This window comes from Saccharopolyspora flava, assembly GCF_900116135.1.
Taxonomy (GTDB): Bacteria; Actinomycetota; Actinomycetes; order Mycobacteriales; family Pseudonocardiaceae; genus Saccharopolyspora; species Saccharopolyspora flava.
In genome coordinates, this window is record NZ_FOZX01000011.1 from 1 (window position 1) to 18676 (window position 18676).

General features: G+C 70.6%; 17 protein-coding genes. 12 read left to right on the plus strand and 5 right to left on the minus strand.

What is annotated here, in order from left to right:
- From BM424_RS24340 to BM424_RS24365, 6 genes are all read left to right on the plus strand, one after another.
- Window positions 1-216: adenosylhomocysteinase (locus tag BM424_RS24340; protein ID WP_175548250.1), on the plus strand; the 216-nt coding region annotated here is incomplete at its 5' end.
- Between the two features lie 224 nt (window positions 217-440).
- A complete protein-coding gene (locus BM424_RS24345) occupies window positions 441-1328 on the plus strand; it encodes a mycobacterial-type methylenetetrahydrofolate reductase (RefSeq protein WP_093422468.1) in 888 nt (295 codons plus the stop codon).
- 608 nt (window positions 1329-1936) lie between these two features.
- Window positions 1937-3286 (plus strand): wax ester/triacylglycerol synthase family O-acyltransferase, encoded by a 1350-nt coding sequence (locus tag BM424_RS24350; RefSeq protein ID WP_093422470.1) that lies wholly within the window; start codon window positions 1937-1939, stop codon window positions 3284-3286.
- A 3-nt stretch (window positions 3287-3289) separates the two neighbouring features.
- Window positions 3290-4801 carry a carboxylesterase/lipase family protein gene (locus BM424_RS24355; protein ID WP_245776101.1) on the plus strand — a complete coding sequence of 504 codons (1512 nt, stop codon included), beginning with the start codon at window positions 3290-3292 and terminating at the stop codon, window positions 4799-4801.
- 68 nt (window positions 4802-4869) lie between these two features.
- Window positions 4870-6270 carry an FAD-binding oxidoreductase gene (locus BM424_RS24360; protein WP_093422473.1) on the plus strand — a complete coding sequence of 467 codons (1401 nt, stop codon included), beginning with the start codon at window positions 4870-4872 and terminating at the stop codon, window positions 6268-6270.
- A 182-nt stretch (window positions 6271-6452) separates the two neighbouring features.
- Window positions 6453-7907 carry a carboxylesterase/lipase family protein gene (locus BM424_RS24365; protein WP_093422475.1) on the plus strand — a complete coding sequence of 485 codons (1455 nt, stop codon included), beginning with the start codon at window positions 6453-6455 and terminating at the stop codon, window positions 7905-7907.
- On the opposite strand, the gene BM424_RS24370 is transcribed toward BM424_RS24365, so the two are convergent.
- The 5 genes from BM424_RS24370 to BM424_RS24390 are packed head-to-tail and all read right to left on the minus strand — an operon-like array spanning window position 7897 to window position 14857.
- Entirely contained in the window at window positions 7897-10056 is a 2160-nt protein-coding gene (locus BM424_RS24370) for a thiamine pyrophosphate-dependent enzyme (RefSeq protein ID WP_093422478.1), read from the minus strand. The two genes, BM424_RS24365 and BM424_RS24370, sit on opposite strands and share 11 nt — an antisense overlap.
- Window positions 10053-10967 carry a LysR family transcriptional regulator gene (locus tag BM424_RS24375; RefSeq protein WP_093422480.1) on the minus strand — a complete coding sequence of 305 codons (915 nt, stop codon included), beginning with the start codon at window positions 10965-10967 and terminating at the stop codon, window positions 10053-10055. The genes BM424_RS24370 and BM424_RS24375 overlap by 4 nt, the downstream gene beginning before the upstream one ends.
- A gap of 9 nt (window positions 10968-10976) precedes the next feature.
- Window positions 10977-12128 carry a Glu/Leu/Phe/Val family dehydrogenase gene (locus tag BM424_RS24380; protein WP_175548251.1) on the minus strand — a complete coding sequence of 384 codons (1152 nt, stop codon included), beginning with the start codon at window positions 12126-12128 and terminating at the stop codon, window positions 10977-10979.
- 12 nt (window positions 12129-12140) lie between these two features.
- A complete protein-coding gene (locus BM424_RS24385) occupies window positions 12141-13277 on the minus strand; it encodes an NAD(P)/FAD-dependent oxidoreductase (protein WP_093422483.1) in 1137 nt (378 codons plus the stop codon).
- Window positions 13277-14857 carry an aldehyde dehydrogenase family protein gene (locus BM424_RS24390; RefSeq protein WP_093422485.1) on the minus strand — a complete coding sequence of 527 codons (1581 nt, stop codon included), beginning with the start codon at window positions 14855-14857 and terminating at the stop codon, window positions 13277-13279. Before BM424_RS24390 ends, BM424_RS24385 begins: the two co-directional genes overlap by 1 nt.
- A gap of 188 nt (window positions 14858-15045) precedes the next feature.
- On the opposite strand from BM424_RS24390, the gene BM424_RS24395 reads away from it, so the two are divergent.
- From BM424_RS24395 to BM424_RS24420, 6 genes are all read left to right on the plus strand, one after another.
- On the plus strand, window positions 15046-15984 hold the full coding sequence (locus BM424_RS24395; RefSeq protein ID WP_093422488.1) for an ornithine cyclodeaminase family protein: 939 nt from the start codon (window positions 15046-15048) through the stop codon (window positions 15982-15984).
- 102 nt (window positions 15985-16086) lie between these two features.
- Window positions 16087-16290 carry a hypothetical protein gene (locus BM424_RS24400; RefSeq protein WP_093422492.1) on the plus strand — a complete coding sequence of 68 codons (204 nt, stop codon included), beginning with the start codon at window positions 16087-16089 and terminating at the stop codon, window positions 16288-16290.
- Window positions 16287-16796, plus strand: a complete 510-nt coding sequence (locus BM424_RS24405) for a DUF6879 family protein (RefSeq protein WP_093422494.1) — start codon at window positions 16287-16289, stop codon at window positions 16794-16796. The genes BM424_RS24400 and BM424_RS24405 overlap by 4 nt, the downstream gene beginning before the upstream one ends.
- The gene (locus tag BM424_RS24410; RefSeq protein ID WP_093422497.1) at window positions 16783-17637 is read left to right on the plus strand and encodes a helix-turn-helix domain-containing protein; all 855 of its coding nucleotides are present in this window, start codon (window positions 16783-16785) and stop codon (window positions 17635-17637) included. The genes BM424_RS24405 and BM424_RS24410 overlap by 14 nt, the downstream gene beginning before the upstream one ends.
- 64 nt (window positions 17638-17701) lie before the next feature.
- Window positions 17702-18211, plus strand: coding sequence for a DUF6879 family protein (locus BM424_RS24415; protein ID WP_245776102.1), 510 nt, complete (start codon window positions 17702-17704; stop codon window positions 18209-18211).
- Entirely contained in the window at window positions 18198-18425 is a 228-nt protein-coding gene (locus BM424_RS24420) for a helix-turn-helix domain-containing protein (protein WP_093422502.1), read from the plus strand. The genes BM424_RS24415 and BM424_RS24420 overlap by 14 nt, the downstream gene beginning before the upstream one ends.
- The last annotated feature ends 251 nt before the right edge of the window (window positions 18426-18676 follow it).

Consider the following 18676-nt stretch of genomic DNA (forward strand, 5'->3'; position numbering starts at 1 on the left):
TTCACGAACCAGACGATCGCGCAGATCGAGCTGTTCACCAAGCCGGGCGAGTACAACACCGACGTCTACGTGCTCCCGAAGCACTTGGACGAGAAGGTCGCCCGTCTGCACCTGGACGCGCTGGGTGTGAAGCTGACCAAGCTCACCAAGGAGCAGGCCGCCTACATCGGCGTCGACGTCGAAGGCCCGTACAAGCCCGAGCACTACCGCTACTGATCCGGCCGGTGGTCACCGCCCGCGTGCGGTGACCACCCCCGGTTCCCGCGAAAGTCGGTGAGCCCGGGGACGTTCCGCGTTCGAACGTTCCCGGGAACGCCGGCCTCGTCGGAAAAACCTTCTCCTGAAATGAAAACGGTCCCTGCCACTAGGTGCAGGTTCGCAGGCGTGTCTAGCGAGCGCTGCGGTGACCGAAGTCGACAGAAGGAATACCTGAGGCCGACATGACCACCATCGCACTCGAACTGGTTCCGCCCGACCTCGACGGCGGTGTGCAGAGGGCCGTTGAAGAAGGACAGAAGATCGCCGAGCTCAGCCGCCAATTCGGGCTGACCGGCCGCATCCGGCACGTGATGATCCCCGGGATCATCCAGGAGGACGGCGACCGCCCGGTCGACTTCCGCCCCAAGATGGACACCATCGACTTCTGGCGCACCATCCGCCCGGAGCTCGGCGGCGACGTCCGCGGCCTGTGCACGCAGGTCACCGCCTTCCACGACGAGCCCGCCCTGACCGAGCGCCTCCAGTCGCTGCGCGACGCCGACATGGACGGCATCGCCTTCGTCGGCGTCCCGCGCACCATGGCCGACGGCGAGGGCCCCGGCGTGGCGCCGGTCGACGCGCTCACCAAGTTCCAGGACGTCGTCCCGCACCGCGGCTCCATCCTCATCCCCACCCGCGAGGGCGAGCAGGGCCGCTTCGGGTTCAAGTGCGAGCGCGGCGCCACCTACGGCATGACGCAGCTGCTGTACTCCGAGGCGATCGTCGACTTCCTGAAGGAATTCGCGCGCACCACGCCGCACCGCCCCGAGATCCTGCTGTCGTTCGGGTTCATCCCGGGCGTGGAGAGCAAGAAGAAGCTCATCCAGTGGCTCATCCAGGACCCGGGCAACCAGGCCGTGGCCGCCGAGCAGGAGTTCGTCGCCCGCACCGCCGAGCTCGGCTTCGAGCAGCGCAAGCAGGCGGTCGTCGACCTCTACAAGCGGGTCATCGACGGCGTGCACGACCTCGGATTCCCGATCGGCATCCACCTCGAAGCGCCCTACGGCTACAACGCCCCGGCCTTCGAGACCTTCGCCGCGCTCCTCGACCACTGGGAGCCCGGCAAGTAACCGAACCACCCGGCTGGGAATCACGAAGCCCCGCCACCGCAGCGCGACACGCCTGCGGCGGCGGGGCTTCGTGCTGCCCGGACCAGCGTTCGAGTGAGAATCCGAGGCCTCCTCGGCCACCGGGCCGGTGCGGGGCGTCATCGCCGTCCGCTCGGTGGGTCCACCGCGGAGACATCGGCGTCCGTTCGGGTGATCTCGAATCCCCGAACCGGCACTGAACGCAGTGATCAAAACCCTTCCGAGTTTCGGCGCGGCCGATCGCGGTCGTTCTCAACCGATCATTTCTTCGCTAAGGTCGACGCACTGGTCAGCGGTTACCCTGACGAATTGTGCAACGGCGCACCGGTTTGCGAATTGACCACGTGCGCCGACCCGAAAACTCTCACTGCTGCGGTGATCGGTGCGCGCACGCCGACTGCCGACAGCACCGGAAGGAACCCGTCGATGTGCTCGTCACCAGCAGGTTCAGGACCGCACGCGAGGTCGCCTGTTCACCGGAACGTCCGATTGCGAACCGGATTCGGATTGGATCGCCGACCACCGAGAGATCCCATCGGAAACTGATGCGTAACGCGAACGACCAATTCATCGTTGACGGGGAATAGGCGATGACCGCAACCGAAACACCCGCCCGAAGTGAACTGACACCACTCGACTGGGCATTTCTGTGCATGGAGAACGAGGACACGCCCATGCACGTGGGCGCGGTCGCCGTCTTCCGCGCCGAAGGACCGGTCGACCGCGACCGGCTGCGGCGGCTGCTCGCCGAACGGGCCCAGCGCATCGGCCGCCTCCGGATGCGGCTGGAACGCTCCTGGCTGCAACCGCACTGGCGCGAGGCCCGCGACTTCGACGCCACCGAGCACGTCCACGACCACGAGGTGCCCAGCCCGGGAGGCCGCGAGGAGCTCGCGATCCTGACCTCCGAGCTGATCGCCGATCCGCTCGACCAGCGCCGCCCGCTGTGGGAACTGCACCTGATCACCGGCCTGGCCGACAACCGGTTCGCGGTGCTGATGAAGTTCCACCACGCCCTGGTCGACGGGCACGACGCCGTCGAGGTCGGGGTGCGGCTGCTCGACGAGTTCACCGACCTCACCGACACGCCCGCGACACCGCCCAGCAATCCGATCGAGGACGCCCTCGGGCTGCTGCGCAAACCGGACAAGCTGGTCGGCGCGCTGCGCGGCACCCTGTCGAAGTCCGGCGAGTCGCTGGGCATCGCCGCCTCGGTGGTGCGCCACGTGCGCATCCCGCTGCAGTCCTCGCCGATGCACGCCAGCACCTCGCCGGCCCGCAAACTCGCGCTGGTGCCCGTCGACCTGGCCGACATCCGCCGCATCCGCTCCCGGCACGGCGGCGGCACCACCAACGACGTCGTGCTCGCGATCATCACCGGTGCGCTGCGCCGGTGGATGGCCGACCGCGGCGCCGACGTCGGCGGCGTGCCGGTGCGCGCGCTGATCCCGGTGTGCCGGCGACGCAGCAACCAGCCGCGCAGCGGCAACAACCAGCTCTCCGGCTACCTGTGCGGACTGCCCGTCGACGAACCCGACCCGGGCGAGCGGCTGCGGTCGCTGCGCGAGGAGATGAGCGCCAACAAGAGCGGTGGTCCGCTGCGCGGGCCGGGCGCGTTCCCCGTGCTGGCCGGACGGCTGCCGCAGCTGCTGCACCACCTCGCCACCCCGCTGGTCGCCCAGGGCGCGCCGCTGCTGTTCGACACGATGGTCACCAACGTGCCGCTGCCGCGGTTCCACGCCGCCCTCGACGGCGCCGAGGTCGCCGAGCTGTTCCCGATCGCGCCGCTGGCCTCCGGACACGCGCTGTCGATCGCGGTCTCGCAGTTCCGCGACACCGTGCACATCGGGGTGCAGGCGAACCGGGCGGCGTTGCCCGACATGGAGAAGCTCGCCGAGGCGCTGCCGCAGGCGGTCGCCGAACTCTGCGACGGGGCGTGAGAGATGACCGAGGAGAAATCGTCCGCGTTATCCGGTTTCCGGTGGTTGTACGGCGGGATGGACCTCATCGTCCGCACCGAGCACGGCGCCGTGCGAGGCGTCGCCGACGGCGACGTCATGGCGTTCAAGGGCATCCCGTACGCCGCGCCGCTGGACGGCCCGCGCCGGTTCCAGGCGCCGGTGGCGCCGCCGAGGTGGGACGGGCTGCGCGACGCCTCCCGCTACAGCGCCTCGGTGCCGCAGGCCGCCCTCCCGCCGATGCCCGCGATCTGGCGTCCCGGTGACTCCACCGAGTGCCTTACGGTCAACGTCTGGACACCGGATCGCGGCGGGCACCTGCCGGTGATGGTGTGGTTGCACGGCGGCGCGTTCCTCGGCGGCACGGCCGCCACCGACGGTTTCGACGGGTCCGTCCTGGCGCGCGACGGCGTGGTCGTGGTGACGGTCAACTACCGGGTCGGCTACGAGGGGTTCGGCTGGGTCGAGGACGCGCCGTCCAACCGCGGCGTCCTCGACCAGCTCGCGGCGCTGCGCTGGGTGCGCGACAACATCATCTCCTTCGGCGGCAACCCGGACAACGTCACGATCTTCGGTGAATCGGCGGGCGCGACGTCGGTGGCGACGCTGGTCGCCGGATCCGGGCGGCGCGGGCTGTTCCGCCGCGCCATCGCGCAGAGCCCGGCGGCGATGTACGTCGACGAGGACGAGGCTCGCAAGCTCGGCGAGCTCATCACCGGGCCGCTCGGCATCCCGCCGACCGCGAGCGGGCTCGCCGACGTGCCGCCGGAGGCCCTGCACGCGGCGCAGGCGCCGGCGATGGCCGAGATCAGCGCGAACCGGGCGGCCTGGACCAACGGCCTGCCCTACAACGTCGTCCTCGACGGCGAGGTGCTCGCCGAACTGCCGTGGGTGGCGATGCGCGGCAGCGCGGCGCACGGCATCGACGTGATCGCCGGGTTCAACCGCGACGAGGCGACGACCTTCACCGCCGACCTGCCGGACGAGGCGCTCGACGTCGAGGAGCTGGCGCGCTCGTTGAGCCTGCCGGACTCGACGGCCGCCGAGTACCGCTCGGCCTACCCGGGCCTGCCCGACTCCGACCTGCACACCGTGCTGCTCGGCGACCAGCTCTTCCGGATGCCCGCGGTGTGGATGGCCGAAGCCGTGGCCGCGGCGCGCGGGCGCGCGTTCCTCTACGAGTTCACCTGGCCGACCCCGCAGCGCGGCGGGGCGCTCGGCGCCGCGCACGGGCTCGACGTGCCGTTCACCTTCGGCCGGTGCGACGACCCGCTCGCGGTCCAGATGCTGGGTGACGAGCCCGCCGGGTTCGACGAGCTGTCGGCCGAGATCCGCCGGTCCTGGACGTCGTTCGCGGCGACCGGCGACCCGGGCTGGCCCGGCTACCGCCTGCTCGACCGGCAGACGCGGATCTTCGACAACCCGGTATCGCTGGTCGGCGACCCGATCCGCGGGTCCCGGCAGATCTGGGAGCGCCGCTTCCCGGAACTTGGTTGAGGCCTCAAGCTGTTCGTCCCGTCCGCCGGGTTAGTGTGAGGGCGGTTCGTGCAGTGGGAGGTAGACCAATGGTGGACGATTCGGACAACGCTGCGCTGCGGGACCTGCGAGCGGCTCTTCCCGACGAGGTGCTGCTCACCGATCCGGACTCCACCGGGCGGTTCTCCCACGACGAGGCCGAGTGGGCGCCCTACGGCAAGCCCCTCGCCGTCGTGCGCGCCCGCGGCACCGACGACGTCGTCGCCGCGGTGCGGGTCTGCGCCGAGCACCGGGTTCCGGTCGTGCCCCGAGGTGCGGGAACCGGCCTGTCGGGTGGCGCGAACGCCGTCGACGGGTGCGTGCTGATCTCGCTGGAGGGCATGAACGAGATCCTGGAGATCAACCCGCGCGAGCAGCTGGCCGTGGTGCAGCCCGGCGTCGTCAACGACGACCTGCGCGCCGCCTGCCGCGAGCACGGCGCCTGGTACCCGCCGGACCCGGCGAGCTCGCCGTGGTCGACCATCGGCGGCAACGTCTCCACCAACGCCGGTGGCGTGTGCTGCGTGAAGTACGGCGTGACCAGGGACTACGTGCTCGGCCTCGAGGCCGTCGTGGGCGACGGGGAGGTCGTGCGGCTCGGCCGGCGCACCGCCAAGGGCGTCGCCGGGTACGACCTGTGCGGCCTGTTCGTCGGCTCCGAGGGCACGCTCGGCATCGTCACCGAGGTGACGGTGAAGCTGCTGCCCGGGCTGCGGGCGCCCGAGCGCACCGTGGTGGGCTACTTCGACTCGCTGGTCGCCGCCGGGGAGGCGGTGGCCGCCGTCGCGGCCTCCGGAGTGGTGCCCTCCGCCCTGGAGCTGCTCGACCAGCACTGCCTGCGCGCGGTCGACGACTGGAAGAACATGGGCCTGTCCGCCGAGGCCAACGTCCTGCTGCTGGGCCGCTCCGACACCCCGGGGCAGGCCGGTGAGCAGGAGGTCGACACCCTGGTGCGCTGCTTCGATGAGGCCGGCGCGACCTGGAGCGCCCGCTCCACCGACGAGCAGGAGGCCGACGCGCTGTTCTCGGCCCGCCGCCTGGCCTACCCGGCGCTGGAGCGCCTCGGCCCGCTGCTCACCGAGGACGTCTGCGTCCCGCGCGCCCTGGTTCCCGACATGCTCGCGCGCATCGAAGCCGCCGCGCAGCGGCACGACACGCAGATCGCCAACATCGCCCACGCCGGCGACGGCAACCTGCACCCGCTGATCATCACCCCGCCCGGGGACGACGACGCCCGGCTGCGCGCCCAGCGCGCCTTCGACGACATCGTCGCCGACGCCATCGAGCTCGGCGGCACGGTCACCGGCGAGCACGGCGTGGGCCTGCTCAAGCGCAAGGGCCTGCACGCCGAGCTCTCGCCCAAGGTCATCGGCATGCACCACGACATCAAGAACGCCCTCGACCCCACCGGGATCTTCAACCCCGGCAAGGTCTTCGGCGACCCCTCCTGATCCGAGGCCGCCTCACGCGAGGGCGGGGCTCCTGGAGCGGGACAGTTTTAGCCATAATTGACCGGACAAAAGGGACATCGACCCCGGGTGATTCTGGCTAAAACTGTCCCCCTCCAGCGACGATGGCCACCGGGAGTGCCCCGTGGTGGCTCGGTGAGCCGGTCAGATGGTTGTATGGATACATGCAGTTCGTGGTGCGGACCGAGTTCGGGGCGGTGCGGGGCGCTGCCGAGGGTGATGTGCAGGTGTTCAAGGGGATCCCGTTCGCGGCTCCCCTGGACGGGCCTCGGCGGTTCCAGGCGCCGACCGAGCCGGAGCGCTGGGACGGGGTGCGCGAGGCCACGCGCTTCAGCCCGGCCGTGCCGCAGCCGCCGATGGCCGACGGGCTTCCCTCGTCGTGGAACCCCGGCGACGGCACCGACAGCCTGACGCTCAACGTCTGGACGCCCGACCCGTCCGCGAACCTGCCGGTCATGGTGTGGTTCCACGGCGGCGCCTACCTGGCGGGCAGCCCGTCCGAGGGCAGCTACGACGGGGCGCGGCTGGCGAGCTCCGGCGTGGTCGTGGTGACCGCCGGGTACCGGGTCGGCTACGAGGGGTTCGGCTGGGTCGACGACGCGCCCGCCAACCGCGGCATCCTCGACCACCTCGCCGCGCTGCGCTGGGTGCGGGAGAACATCGCCGCCTTCGGCGGCAACCCCGACAACGTCACCATCTTCGGCGAGTCCGCGGGCGGCACCTCCATCGCCACCCTGGTCGCCGGGTCCGCGCGGACCGGGCTGTTTCACCGCGCGATCGCGCAGAGCCCGGCCGCGATGTACCGGGGTGAGGACGAGGCGCGCAAGGCCGCTGAGCTCATCACCGGCCCGGTCGGCGTGCGCCCCATCGTCGCCGAGCTGGCGAAGATCCCCGCCGAGCAGCTGCACGCCGCGCAGCGCGACGCCACGGCTGAGATGACCCGCAGCCGCGCCGCCTGGTCCGACACCACGCCCTACGGCGTGATCCTCGACGGCGAAACCCTCGGCGAGCTCCCGTGGGTGGCCCTGCTCGGCGGCGCGGCGAAGGGCATTGACCTCATCGCCGGGTTCACCGCGCAGGAGGCGACGCTGTTCACCGCGATGATGCGCCGCGAATCCCTCGACCCGGACAAGCTGGCCGCCGACCTGCACCTGCGCGACGGCGTGATGGACCAGTACCGCGCCGCGCACCCCGATCTCGACGACACCGGGCTCTACAACACGCTGCTCAGCGACAAGCTGTTCCGGGTGCCCGCGCTGTGGATGGCCGAGGCGCACGCGGCGGCGGGGGAGCGCAGCCACCTCTACGAGCTCACCCTCCAGGCTCCCAACGGGCTGGGCGCTTGCCACGCGCTGGACATCCCGTTCACCTTCGGCAACGCCGACGGCCCGCTGCTGCAGCTGCTGCTCGGCGGTGTGCCGGACGGGTTCGAGGACCTCTCCGGCGAGTTCCGCCGCTCCTGGACGTCGTTCGCCGCCACCGGTGACCCCGGCTGGGACCGCTACCAGCCCACCGACCGCCGCACCCGCATCCTCGACCTGCCCAGCTCGACGGTGTCCGACCCGATCGCCGCCTCCCGGGAGATCTGGGCGCACCGCTTCCCGGAGCTCACCGCGTGAGCTTGAGCGCGGCGGCCTCGATCGTGTCCTCGTCGAGCAGCACGTGGTAGGCCGCCGCGCCCAGCGGGATGAAGCTGTCCTCGCTGGTCACCCGGCTGATCGGGCCGGTGAACCCGGCGTCGGCCAGTGAGGTGATCACGGGCTCGGACACGCCTCCGCTGCGGCGGGTCTCGTCGACGACGAGCACCCGGCCGGTGGCCTCGGCCGCGGCCAGCAGGTCCTCGGCGGGCAGCGGGGCGAGCCAGCGCAGGTCGAGGACGCGCGCGTCCACGCCGTGCCGCCGGAGGCGTTCGGCGACGCGCAGGCTCATCGGAACGCCGTTGCCGAAGCTGACCAGCGTCAGGTCGGTGCCGTCGCCGTAGGTGCGGGCGCGACCGATCGGCACGTGGTGCTCGCCCGGCATCGGGTAGTCGGCCAGCCAGCCCTCGTCGCCGGATTCGTGCAGGTCGCGGGTGTGGTAGAGGGCGATGGGTTCGAGGAACGCGCACACCCGGCCGTCGACGCGGGCCGCCGCGACGCAGGTGCGCAGCATCGCCGCCGCGTCGTCGGGCCGCGACGGGGAGGCCAGGACCACGCCGGGCAGGTCGCGCAGCGCGGCGACGCTGTCGTCGTTGTGGAAGTGCCCGCCGAACCCCTTCTGGTAGCCGTACCCGGCGATGCGCACGACCATCGGGTTGGTGTAGCGGCCGTCGGAGAAGAAGCTCAGGGTGCTCGCCTCGCCGCGCAGCTGGTCGGCGGCGTTGTGCAGGTAGGCGAGGTACTGGATCTCCGGGATCGGCAGCAGGCCGGCCAGTCCGGCGCCGAGCGCGGTGCCGAGGATGCTCTGCTCGTCGAGCAGCGTGTCGAAAACCCGGCCGCCGCCGTACTTCTTGCGCAGCCCCCGGGTCACGCCGTACACGCCGCCCTTGCGGGCCACGTCCTCGCCGAAGACCACGACCCGGTTGTCGCGGGCGAGCTCGTCGGCCAGCGAGCGGTTGATCGCCTGCGCCAGCGTCAGCGGACCGTCGGAATCCGCGCGCTCCGGCGGGTTCTCGGCCGCCGCGGTGGCGATGGCGTCGGGGGAGTGGCGGTGCAGCGAGGCCATGACCTCGTCCGCGCTGCCCAGCTTGCGGCGGCTCAGCGTTTCCTCGGCGAGCGAGTCGACCTCGGCGCGCTTGGCCTCGTAGCGGTCCAGCACCTCCTCGGCGGTGAGAACGCCGTGGGAGATGAGGGTTTTGGCGGTTCCGAGCAGCGGGTCGCGGTCGTGGTCGGCGGTGATCTCGGTGCGCGACCGGTACGCCGATTCGACGTCGGACCCGGCGTGACCCATCAGCCGCACGGTCCGCAGGTGCAGGAACGCCGGCGCTCGGTTTGCGCGCACCCACTCGGCCGCCTCTCGTGAAACCCGCAGGCACTCAACGGGATCGGATCCGTCGGCGGTGAAGTAGCGCAGTCCTGGGCGGTTCCCGTAGGCGGTGGCGATCCAGCCCGACGGGGTGCGCACGCTGATGCCGATGCCGTTGTCCTCGCAGACCAGCAGCAGCGGCATCGGCAGGTCCTGGAAGGCGCAGTGCAGCGCGGAGTTGATCGCGCCGGTGGCCGTCGAGTGGTTCGCCGAGGCGTCGCCGAAGCTGCACACCACCACCGAATCCGCAGGCCACTCGGCCTCGACCCCGAGCCGCGCGCCCCGCTCCAGCGCGAACGCCAGACCCACCGAGCGCGGCAGGTGCGAGGCGATCGTCGAGGTCTGCGGGATCACCGCCAGGTCGCCGTGCCCGAAGACCTTGTGCCGACCGGCCGAGATCGGCTCGTCGGCCGAGGCCACGATGCCCAGCAGCACGTCCAGCAGCGGCGTGCTCCCGGCGACCTGCCGGGCCCGCTCCAGGTAGAACGCCCCGGACCGGTAGTGCAGCAGCGCCGGGTCGCTGGCCCGCAGCGCCGCCGCCACGGCCGCGTTCGACTCGTGCCCCGACGACCCGATGCTGTAGAACCCGGCACCCCGTTTCCCCAGCTCACGGGCCTTGAGGTCGAGGTGTCGACTCCCGATCTGCGAGTCGAACAACCCCACCAGATCCGCGGCCGAGACCGAGGTGGACCCGATTTCCACGGAAATCGCGTCACCGAGGCGGGGGACGGTGCGGAGGAAGTGCTCGTCGACGGGTTCGGTCATGACTGCTCCCACTCGGACGCGGCCGCTGTGCAGGACGAGGCCAGGAATTCCAGGGCGATCGGTAGCAGCGGGTTGGTGTTCTGCTTGCGGTAGAGGACCTTGACCCGGCGACGCGGCTGGAAGCCGAAGATGCGGACGATGCCGGGCTGGTCCCGGGGGATGGCCAGCGCGGGCAGGACCGCGACGCCGAGCTCCCGCGACACCAGGTCGCGGATCACCGAGTAGTCGTTGCTGCGGAAGGTGATCCGCGGGACGAACCCGGCCGCCGCGGCGAGCCGGATCAGCGACCGGGCGCCCGCGGTGTCCTCGCGGGTGCAGATCCAGGTGTCGTCGGCCAGGTCCGCCAGTTCCACCCGGTGCCGCCCGGCGAGCCGGTGCGAGGCGGGCAGGACGACGTGCAGCGGTTCGGCGAGCAGCTCCTCGGCGCACAGCTCGAGGGGCCACTGGCGCGGATCCAGGTCGTACTCGAAGACCAGCGCCGCGTCCAGCACGCCGTCGAGGACGCCGTCGACGACCTCGTCGGGTTCGCCCTCGTCGAGCTGCACCTCGGCGTGCGGGCGCTGCGAGATCACCGCCGCCAGCACGTCCGGCAGCACCCGCGAGTTGGCGGTGGCGAACGAGGCCAGCCGCAGGCCGCCCTCCTCGCCGACGACCATGGCCCGCACCTCCCGCTCCAGCGCGTCCAGGGCGCCGAGCGCGTCGCGGCTGCGCTCGGCCAGCCGCAGCGCCAGCGCCGTGCTGCGGGCCGAGCGGGCGGAGCGCTCGAACAGCGGCGCGCCGATCGCCCGCTCCAGCAGCACCATCTGCTGCGACACCGCCGAGGCGGTGTAGCCGAGCGCGCGCCCGGCCTCGGCGAACGAGCCGGTGCGCACGCACTCCTGCAGCGTGCGCAGGTGAATCGGGTTGAGCACGCCGTCTCCTCAGGCGGGGACGGGCAGTCGGCCGCGCAGCCGCATCGCCTCGCGAACCCGCTGCTCGGCCATCGTCAGCGCCGCCGCGTGCGGCAGGACGCCCTCGCGCGCGGCGGTGTCGAGCACCAGCAGGGTGTTGCGCCGGGTGCGGGCCGCGACCTCGTCGAGGATGCGGGCCGGTTCCGGCCGGAACGCCGATCGCCGGGCGTCCATCGCGAACCCGGCCGCGATGGCGCCACCGGCGTTGGCGATGAAGTCCGGCACGATCTCCACGCCCCGCGCGCCCAGCGCTTCCCGGGCCCGCGGCGTGGTCGGCAGGTTGGCGCCCTCCACGATCAGACCGGCCCGGATCCGCGCGGCCACCGAGGGGTCGATGACGTCCTGCCGGGCCGCGGGGATCAGCACGTCGCAGTCCACGGCGAGCTCCTCGCCCTGGGCGATGCGTTGCGCGGGAGCGGCTTTGGCGACGCAGGCGTCGCCGAACTCCGCTCGCGCGGCCAGCCACCCGGGCACGTCGAGGCCGTTCGGGTCGTGCACCGAACCGTCCACCGTGGACAGCGCGACGAGCTGGGCGCCGAGCTCGTGCAGCCGGGCGGCCGCCGCCGCGCCGACCGCGCCGAAGCCCTGCACCGCGATCCGCGCCCCGGCCACCGGTTTCCCGGCGCGCTCCAGCGCGGCCAGCACCGCCTCGGCCACGCCGTGGCCCGTCACCCCGAGCTGGTCGTAGGGCACCCCGCCGAGGGCTTCCGGGACGCCGACGGCCGCGCCGCGGTCGGCGAGCTCGTCCTGGATGATGGCCGCGTCGTGCTCGGTCATGCCCATGTCCAGACCGGCGACGTAGCTGGCCGGGATCTGGTCGGCCAGCCGACGCGCGAACGCGCGCACCACCTTCTCCTTGTCGGGCGAGTCCGGGTCGGCGACGATGCCGGCCTTCGCGCCGCCGTGGAAGAGGTCCACCGCCGCCCACTTCCAGGTCATCACCCGCGCCAGCCGCGCGATCTCACCGACGCTCACGGTCGGCGCCATCCGGGTGCCGCCCTTGCCGGTGCCGCGTGCGGTGTTGTCGATGACCAGCACACCCCGCATCCCGGTGCGCGCGTCGGAGACGCAGACGACCTTCTCCGGGCCCCACTCGTCGATCTCCTGCAACAGATCAACCACGGTTGTCCCTTCCTACACGCAGTTGTGCTCGGGCCGGACCTCGGCGCCATCGAAGCGGCGCACGTCGAGACCGGAGACGTCGATCGGTGGTGTGCGGCCCAGGACCAGGTCGCGCATCGCCTCGCCGACCGCCGGGCTCTGCAGGAAGCCGTGCCCGGAGAAACCGGTGGCGTAGAAGAACCGGCCGGCGTTGCCGACCAGGGCGTTGTGGTCCGGGGTGATCTCGTAGAGCCCGGCCCACCCGTGCGCCACCCCGGCCTCGGCGACCCGGGGAGCGCGGCGTGCGACGGCTTCGCTGAGCCGCCCCAGCCAGCGGTCGTCGGTGCCGAGCCGGAACCCGAACTCCTCGTCCGGGTCCGACATGCCCACCAGCAGGCCGGGTCCTTCCTCGTGGAAGTAGAAGCTGGTGGCGAAGTCGATGGTGAACGGCAGCTTCGGCGGCAGGTCCGGCATCGGCTCGGTGACCAGGATCTGCCTGCGCAGCGGCCGCACCGGCAGCTCGACCCCGGCGAAGGAGCCGACCTCCGCCGACCAGGCCCCGGCCGCGCACACCACCGTCGAGGTGCGCACCTCGCCCTGATCGGTGCGCACACCGCTGATCTCGCCGCCGGTGGTCTCGATGCCGGTCACCGACACCCCGCGCCGCAGCACAGCCCCGTGCTCGCGGGCGGCCCGCGCGTAGCCCTGCACCACGCCCTCGGGCGTGCAGTGCCCGTCGGTGGGGGAGAAGGCCGCCGCCAGCAGCCCTTCCGGCGACACCAGCGGCGACAGCTCGCAGGCCTCGGCGACGGTCAGCATCCGGCTCGGCACGCCCAGCGAGTTCTGCAGCGCCACGCCGCCCTCGAACGCGGCGACGTCGGCCGGATCCGACAGCAGGAACAGGTAGCCCTGCTGCTTGAGGTCGATGTCGCCGCCGGGCCGCCGCGCGAAGTCCTCGAAGGCCCGCAGGCTGCGCTGCCCGAGCTCGATGTTGACCGGATCGGAGAACTGCGCCCGGACACCGCCGGCCGCCTTGCTGGTGCTGCCCGAACCGAGTTCGTCGCGCTCCAGCAACAGCACGTCCACGCCGGCCTCGGCGAGGTGGAAGGCGGTGCTCACGCCCACCGCCCCGCCGCCGACGACCACCACTTCCGCAGCGGCCGGGAGCACTAGTTCCCGCCCAGTTCCGGGGGCAGCCGGTAGTCGAGCTCGGGCTCGACGGTGTCGACGTCCATCTGGGCCTTCTGCAGCTTGCCGGAGAAGTCCCAGTTGAGCGACTGCCAGCGGGTGAACTGGTCGAGCACCCAGATGCCCGACTGCCGACTTCCGTTGCCGGACTTGCCGTTCCCGCCGAACGGCAGGTGCGCCTCGGCGCCGGAGGTCGAGTTGTTCACGCTGAGCATGCCCGCCCCGATGCCCTGCCGGAACCGGAACGCCTTGGCCGGGTCGGTGGTGTAGATCGCCGCCGAGAGCCCGTAGCCGGGCGCGTTGCCGAGCTCGATGGCCTCGTCGAGCGTGTCGTAGGTGGTGATGCCGACGATCGGGCCGAAGGTCTCGTTGCGGAAGATGTGGTCGTCGGTGCGCATCCCGTCCACCAGCACCGGGTGGTAGTACAGCCCGGTTGCCGGGTCGCCGTGGAAACCCTTGCGCGGCTTGTCGTTCCCGATCCGGCCGACGGCGTCGGAGCCCAGCGTGGTGTGGTGCGGCTGCAGGGTGTCCAAGATGGACTCGAAGTTGTCGGCGAACTTCTGGTCCAGCATCGGCCCGTAGAGCACGTCGCCGCCGGGCTCGCCGACGATGGCCGCGCGCAGCGCCTCGTCCAGCCGCCGGGTGAACTCGTCCTTGACGTCGCGGTGCACGATCAGGTTGCCCAGCGAGGTGCAGCGCTGACCGGCGGTTCCCCAGCCGGAGAACAGCGCGCCCTCCACGGCCAGGTCCAGGTCGGCGTCCTCGGTGACGATCATCGGGTTCTTCCCGCCCAGCTCCAGGCACGGGTTCTGCAGGTGACGCCCGCACAGCTCACCGACCCGCGTGCCGACGGCGCTGGATCCGGTGAAGCCGACCTTGTTGACCGTGCCCGCCTCGAGCGAGGCCTCCAGGCCCTTGAAGGTCGCCTCGCCGTCGGTGTAGACGAGGTTGAGCACGCCCTTGGGCACCCCGGCCTTCCACGCCAGCTCGGCGACCGCGCGAGCCGCCCCGGCCGCGTACTCGGCGGGCTTCCACACCACCGCGTTGCCGCACAGCAGCGCCGGCACCAGGTACCAGGACGGCACGGCGACGGGGAAGTTGCCCGCGGTGATCACCACGGCGACCCCGACCGGGACGCGGAAGGTGAACAGCTGCTTGTCGGGCATCTCCGAGGGCACGGTCTGCCCGTAGAGCCTGCGGCCCTCGCCGAGGAAGAAGTCACAGGTGTCGACGATCTCCTGCACCTCGCCGAGCGCTTCGGCGTAGGGCTTGCCGATCTCGCGGGTCACCAGCTTCGCGAGGGATTCCTTGTTCGCCTCGACGAGACGGCCCAGCCCGGCGATGACGCGTCCGCGCACCGGCGCGGGCACCTGCGACCACTCCTTCTGCGCGCGCTGGGCCTGCTCGGTGGCGGCGACGAGCGTGTCGGGGGTACCGAGGGCGACCTTGGCGACGACGTCGTCGAAGTTCGCGGGGTTCTTCGAGAGGTACTCGCCTCCGCCGTCGACCACGTCCGGGGCGTCCGGACCGATCACGGAGCTCAACGTCGCCTGCACCGCCATGCACCTCTTCCAGTTCGGGGATCACCCTGCTCGGGAATAACGCTGAGATCACCGTAGAACGACGGCGCGTGTTCTGTTGAGGATCAGAAGAGTGATTTCTCGTCGGGCTGAGCACCAGTGGTGCTGTGGCTGCCGGTGAGGCGTATGGGGCTTCCGGCGGGGCCGCCGGTGTGCCACCGTCGGTGCGCATGAACTTCCTCAGCGACGCCGACGTGGCGGCGGCCCTGGACTACGACGCGGCGATCGCCTCGCAACGGCTGGCCTTCGAATCCCTGGGACGAGAGGAGGCTCAGCAGGCCGCGAAGACCGCGATCCGCACCGGTCAGGACACCGCCCTGTCGTACCTGTGCCGGCTCTCGCCCCGGCACGGCCCGGTCGCCAAGCTGGTCTCGGTCAACCCGGGCAACGCCGAGCGCGGCGTGGCCTCGATCAACGCCACGGTCCTGGTCCTCGACGCCGAGACCGGCGAGCTCGCGGCGACGATGTCGGGCACGAAGCTCACCGAGATCCGCACCGCCGCGGGCAGCGCCGTCGCGCTCGACGCCCTGGCCCCGGCCGAGGCGGAGGTGCTGGCGGTGATCGGCTCCGGCGTCCAGGCCCGGGCGCACGTCCGCGCGATCTCCCGGATCCGCCCGCTCACCGAGGTGCGGATCCACGGCCGCGACGCCGCCCGCCGCGAGACGACGGCCGCCGAGCTGGCCGCGGAACTGGACCTCGACGTCCGCCCGGCGGCCACCTCCGCCGAAGCGGTGCGCGACGCGGCGATGGTCGTCGCCTGCACCCTCAGCGCGGACCCGGTAGTCCCCACGTCGGATTTGGCTCCGGGCGCCACGGTGGTCAGCGTCGGCAGCTTCGAACCCCACCGCCGCGAGGTCGATGCGGACCTCCTGCGCACCGCGACCACGATCGTCGTAGACGACGTCGACACGGCCACCCACCACGCGGGTCCGATCATGACGGCCCTCGACTCCGGCGACCTCACCCACGACGCCCTGATCCCGCTCGGCGCGGTCCTCACCGGCCAGCACCCGGCCCGAAAATCCCCGCAAGACCGCATCTTCTACAACAGCGTCGGCATCGCAGCCCAAGACGCAGCAGCAGCCCACGCAGTCCTGGGAAGGCTGTAATGCGCCTTCCGAGCGGCTCAAGCGGGTGATCGTTACCCAACATCGTGCATAAAACGCGCACGCGCTTGAACAGCCCCCGCAACCCCGGCAACCTGTGGCTCCATGAAGCTGACCAAGGTAACCGAATGCAAGGACGACAACTGCCCTGCTGTGTACATTTCTGACCGGGGGACGGCGGTGATTCAAGGGGCGGTGGTGAATCCGCCGACCGAAGGACTCACCCTGGGAGCGGGGGAGACGGCCGTCGAGCTGCCTCCGGAAGTCGTCCTCTCAGCTGTCGAAGCCCTCCAGGAGGTTGCGAAGTGATCCTGTCGAACCTGCGCGAGCGGTTCGCGGAATGCCGACGATCAGCGTGGCGGTTCGAAGCGCAGCCGACCTACACCATGCCGGGCGAACAGGAGGAACTGGAGCTCTGGCGTGCTGGGGAACCCATGCCCGACGATTTCAACTCCGCGTGGCACGGGCGCGTCGCGGGATATGTCGAGCGAGGCGTGTCGGTGGGTCGGGTCCGCGTGGTGCGCAGGCCGTTCACCGAATACCTGCGGCACCAGTTCGACTGGGTGATTCCCGGCAACACCCGGGCCGGGGAAGACGTCCGGATCCTGGATGTGACCGATGTCGAGCTCGAGCTGCCCGACCAGGACTTCTGGATCTTCGACGACGAGATCGTGGTCGACCTCAACTTCAACCCGGACGGCACCCTGATCAACCTGGAACAGCAGGAGAACCCGGACCTGTCGACGTACCGGAAGTGGCGTGACACGGCACTCGCGCACGCTGTTCCGTTCAGCGATTTCCATGCTGGAACCTGACAACGAGAAGCGCGATCGCAAGGACCTGGCGGCAACGCTGAGGCACATGCGCAGAGCAGCCGGTCTCTCCGGTGAGAGACTGGCCGCTCGTGCTGCGATGTCCCAGTCGAAGATCAGCAGGATCGAGTCGGGCCGCACCATTCCGAGCGTGGCCGATGTCGAGCGGATCATGCTGGCGCTCGAAGTTCCCGCCGATGCTCAGCGCGACATCCTGGAAGCGGCGCGGGCGGCCAACGTCGACTACGTATCGGCTCGCTCGGCGGCCCGGCTGGGGATTTGGCGACGCCAAGCCGAGATCAAGGCCCTGTGCCAGTCGTCCAGAACGGTGCGCCACTTCCTGCCGATCATTCCGTCGGGGCTCCTCCAGACCGCCGATTACGCCAGAAGCGTGCTCACTCCGGCCATCGAAAGTGATCCCGCGAGAGATGTCGAGCGCGCGGTGAGCAGCCGGATGGATGCGCACGAGGTCCTCGACGACGAAACCCGGTCGTTCCACTTCCTGCTGTCGGAGCAGGCCGTGCGACTGAAACAAGCACCGGCTTCGGTGATGGTGGAGCAGCTTCGGCACATGGCCGAGGTGTCCGAGCGGCCGAATGTGGACCTCGCCATCTTGCCGAACTCGGCCTCGATCACGTCACCACCGCTGAACATCTTCGTGGTGTACGACGAGCGATTGGTGACCGTCGAGATGTTCTCCGGAACCGTCGCACTGCGCGACTACCGCGATATCAGTCACCACCTGAACATCTTCAACTACTTCCGGGAACGGGCTGCGTCGAATGCCGAGGCGAGAGAGATCCTCGCCTCGGTGGCCGGCGAGTTCGAGCGAGAGCCCGAGTAGAACCGCAACCGCGTCGTGCTCGGCCCGGAGAGCCGAGCTGTCTGAGGGAGGCCTTGAAGTGATCGTGAGCGGGGAAGAGCTGGGTAGGCTTTTCGACGAGTGCAAGCGGTCCGCCTGGCGGTTCGAGTGCCAGCAGACCTACACGATGCCGCGGGAGCAGGACGGAATCCGTCGCTGGCGTGTGGGTGAACCTCAGCCCGAGGACCACAACATCCGCTGGCACGGCACGGTCGGGGAGATCGTCGGATCCGACCGCAGCATCGGCCGTGCTCGCGTGGTTCGTCGCCCGTTGAGCGAATACCTGCGCTACCAGCTGGATTGGGGCATCCCGGGCAACATCGAGGCGGGCGAGGACATCCGGATCCTCGACGTGACCGAGCTCGACCTCGATCTGCCTGATCAGGATTTCTGGATCTTCGACGACTCGATCGTCGTCCACCTCAACTTCGAGTCGGACGGTACGCTCATCAACCTCGAGCGGATCGAGGACCCGGACCTGACGCAGTACCTGGAATTGCGAGAGCGGGCGTTGGCTCACGCCGTCCCGCTCAGTGAGTGGAATGCTCGGACCTGACAACGATCAGCACCGCAAGAACCTTGCTGACACGCTGAAGCAGCTGCGCAAAGCGGCCGGGCTCTCGGGGGAGAGGCTGGCCGCTCGCGCTGCCATGTCGCAACCGAAGATCAGCCGCATCGAATCCGGCAAGACCGTGCCCACCGTTTCCGACTATCACTCGAATCTGCTTCGAGCCCTTTTGGGAACGGGCTGTGTCCGGAAATGGGGCTAGGGAGATTTTGGATTCTGTGGCGGGGGAGTTTATGCGGATGCGTGACTAGAAGTGGATTCTCGGTTCTTTCGGCTTCTACCTTCGGATCATGGTGATGGGGTCGCTGGATTCGTTGGCGATGTGTCGTGCTCGGGAGTGCGACGCGGTTCTGATCGAGGGGCGGAATTGGCTCGTGTGCCCGATCGGTGGGCCGGGGTGCTTCCGGGTCGTGGCGGAGCTGGCGCAGATCGCGTGGGACGCGCTGGAGGTGC

Coding starts and splice junctions, on each gene's coding strand:
- BM424_RS24345 (WP_093422468.1), top strand. CDS start 441: ATGACCACCATCGCACTCGAACTGGTTCCGCCCGACCTCGACGGCGGT.
- BM424_RS24420 (WP_093422502.1), top strand. CDS start 18,198: ATGCTCGGACCTGACAACGATCAGCACCGCAAGAACCTTGCTGACACG.
- BM424_RS24350 (WP_093422470.1), top strand. CDS start 1,937: ATGACCGCAACCGAAACACCCGCCCGAAGTGAACTGACACCACTCGAC.
- BM424_RS24370 (WP_093422478.1), bottom strand. CDS start 10,056: ATGACCGAACCCGTCGACGAGCACTTCCTCCGCACCGTCCCCCGCCTC.
- BM424_RS24365 (WP_093422475.1), top strand. CDS start 6,453: ATGCAGTTCGTGGTGCGGACCGAGTTCGGGGCGGTGCGGGGCGCTGCC.
- BM424_RS24360 (WP_093422473.1), top strand. CDS start 4,870: ATGGTGGACGATTCGGACAACGCTGCGCTGCGGGACCTGCGAGCGGCT.
- BM424_RS24390 (WP_093422485.1), bottom strand. CDS start 14,857: ATGGCGGTGCAGGCGACGTTGAGCTCCGTGATCGGTCCGGACGCCCCG.
- BM424_RS24395 (WP_093422488.1), top strand. CDS start 15,046: ATGAACTTCCTCAGCGACGCCGACGTGGCGGCGGCCCTGGACTACGAC.
- BM424_RS24400 (WP_093422492.1), top strand. CDS start 16,087: ATGAAGCTGACCAAGGTAACCGAATGCAAGGACGACAACTGCCCTGCT.
- BM424_RS24355 (WP_245776101.1), top strand. CDS start 3,290: ATGACCGAGGAGAAATCGTCCGCGTTATCCGGTTTCCGGTGGTTGTAC.
- BM424_RS24410 (WP_093422497.1), top strand. CDS start 16,783: ATGCTGGAACCTGACAACGAGAAGCGCGATCGCAAGGACCTGGCGGCA.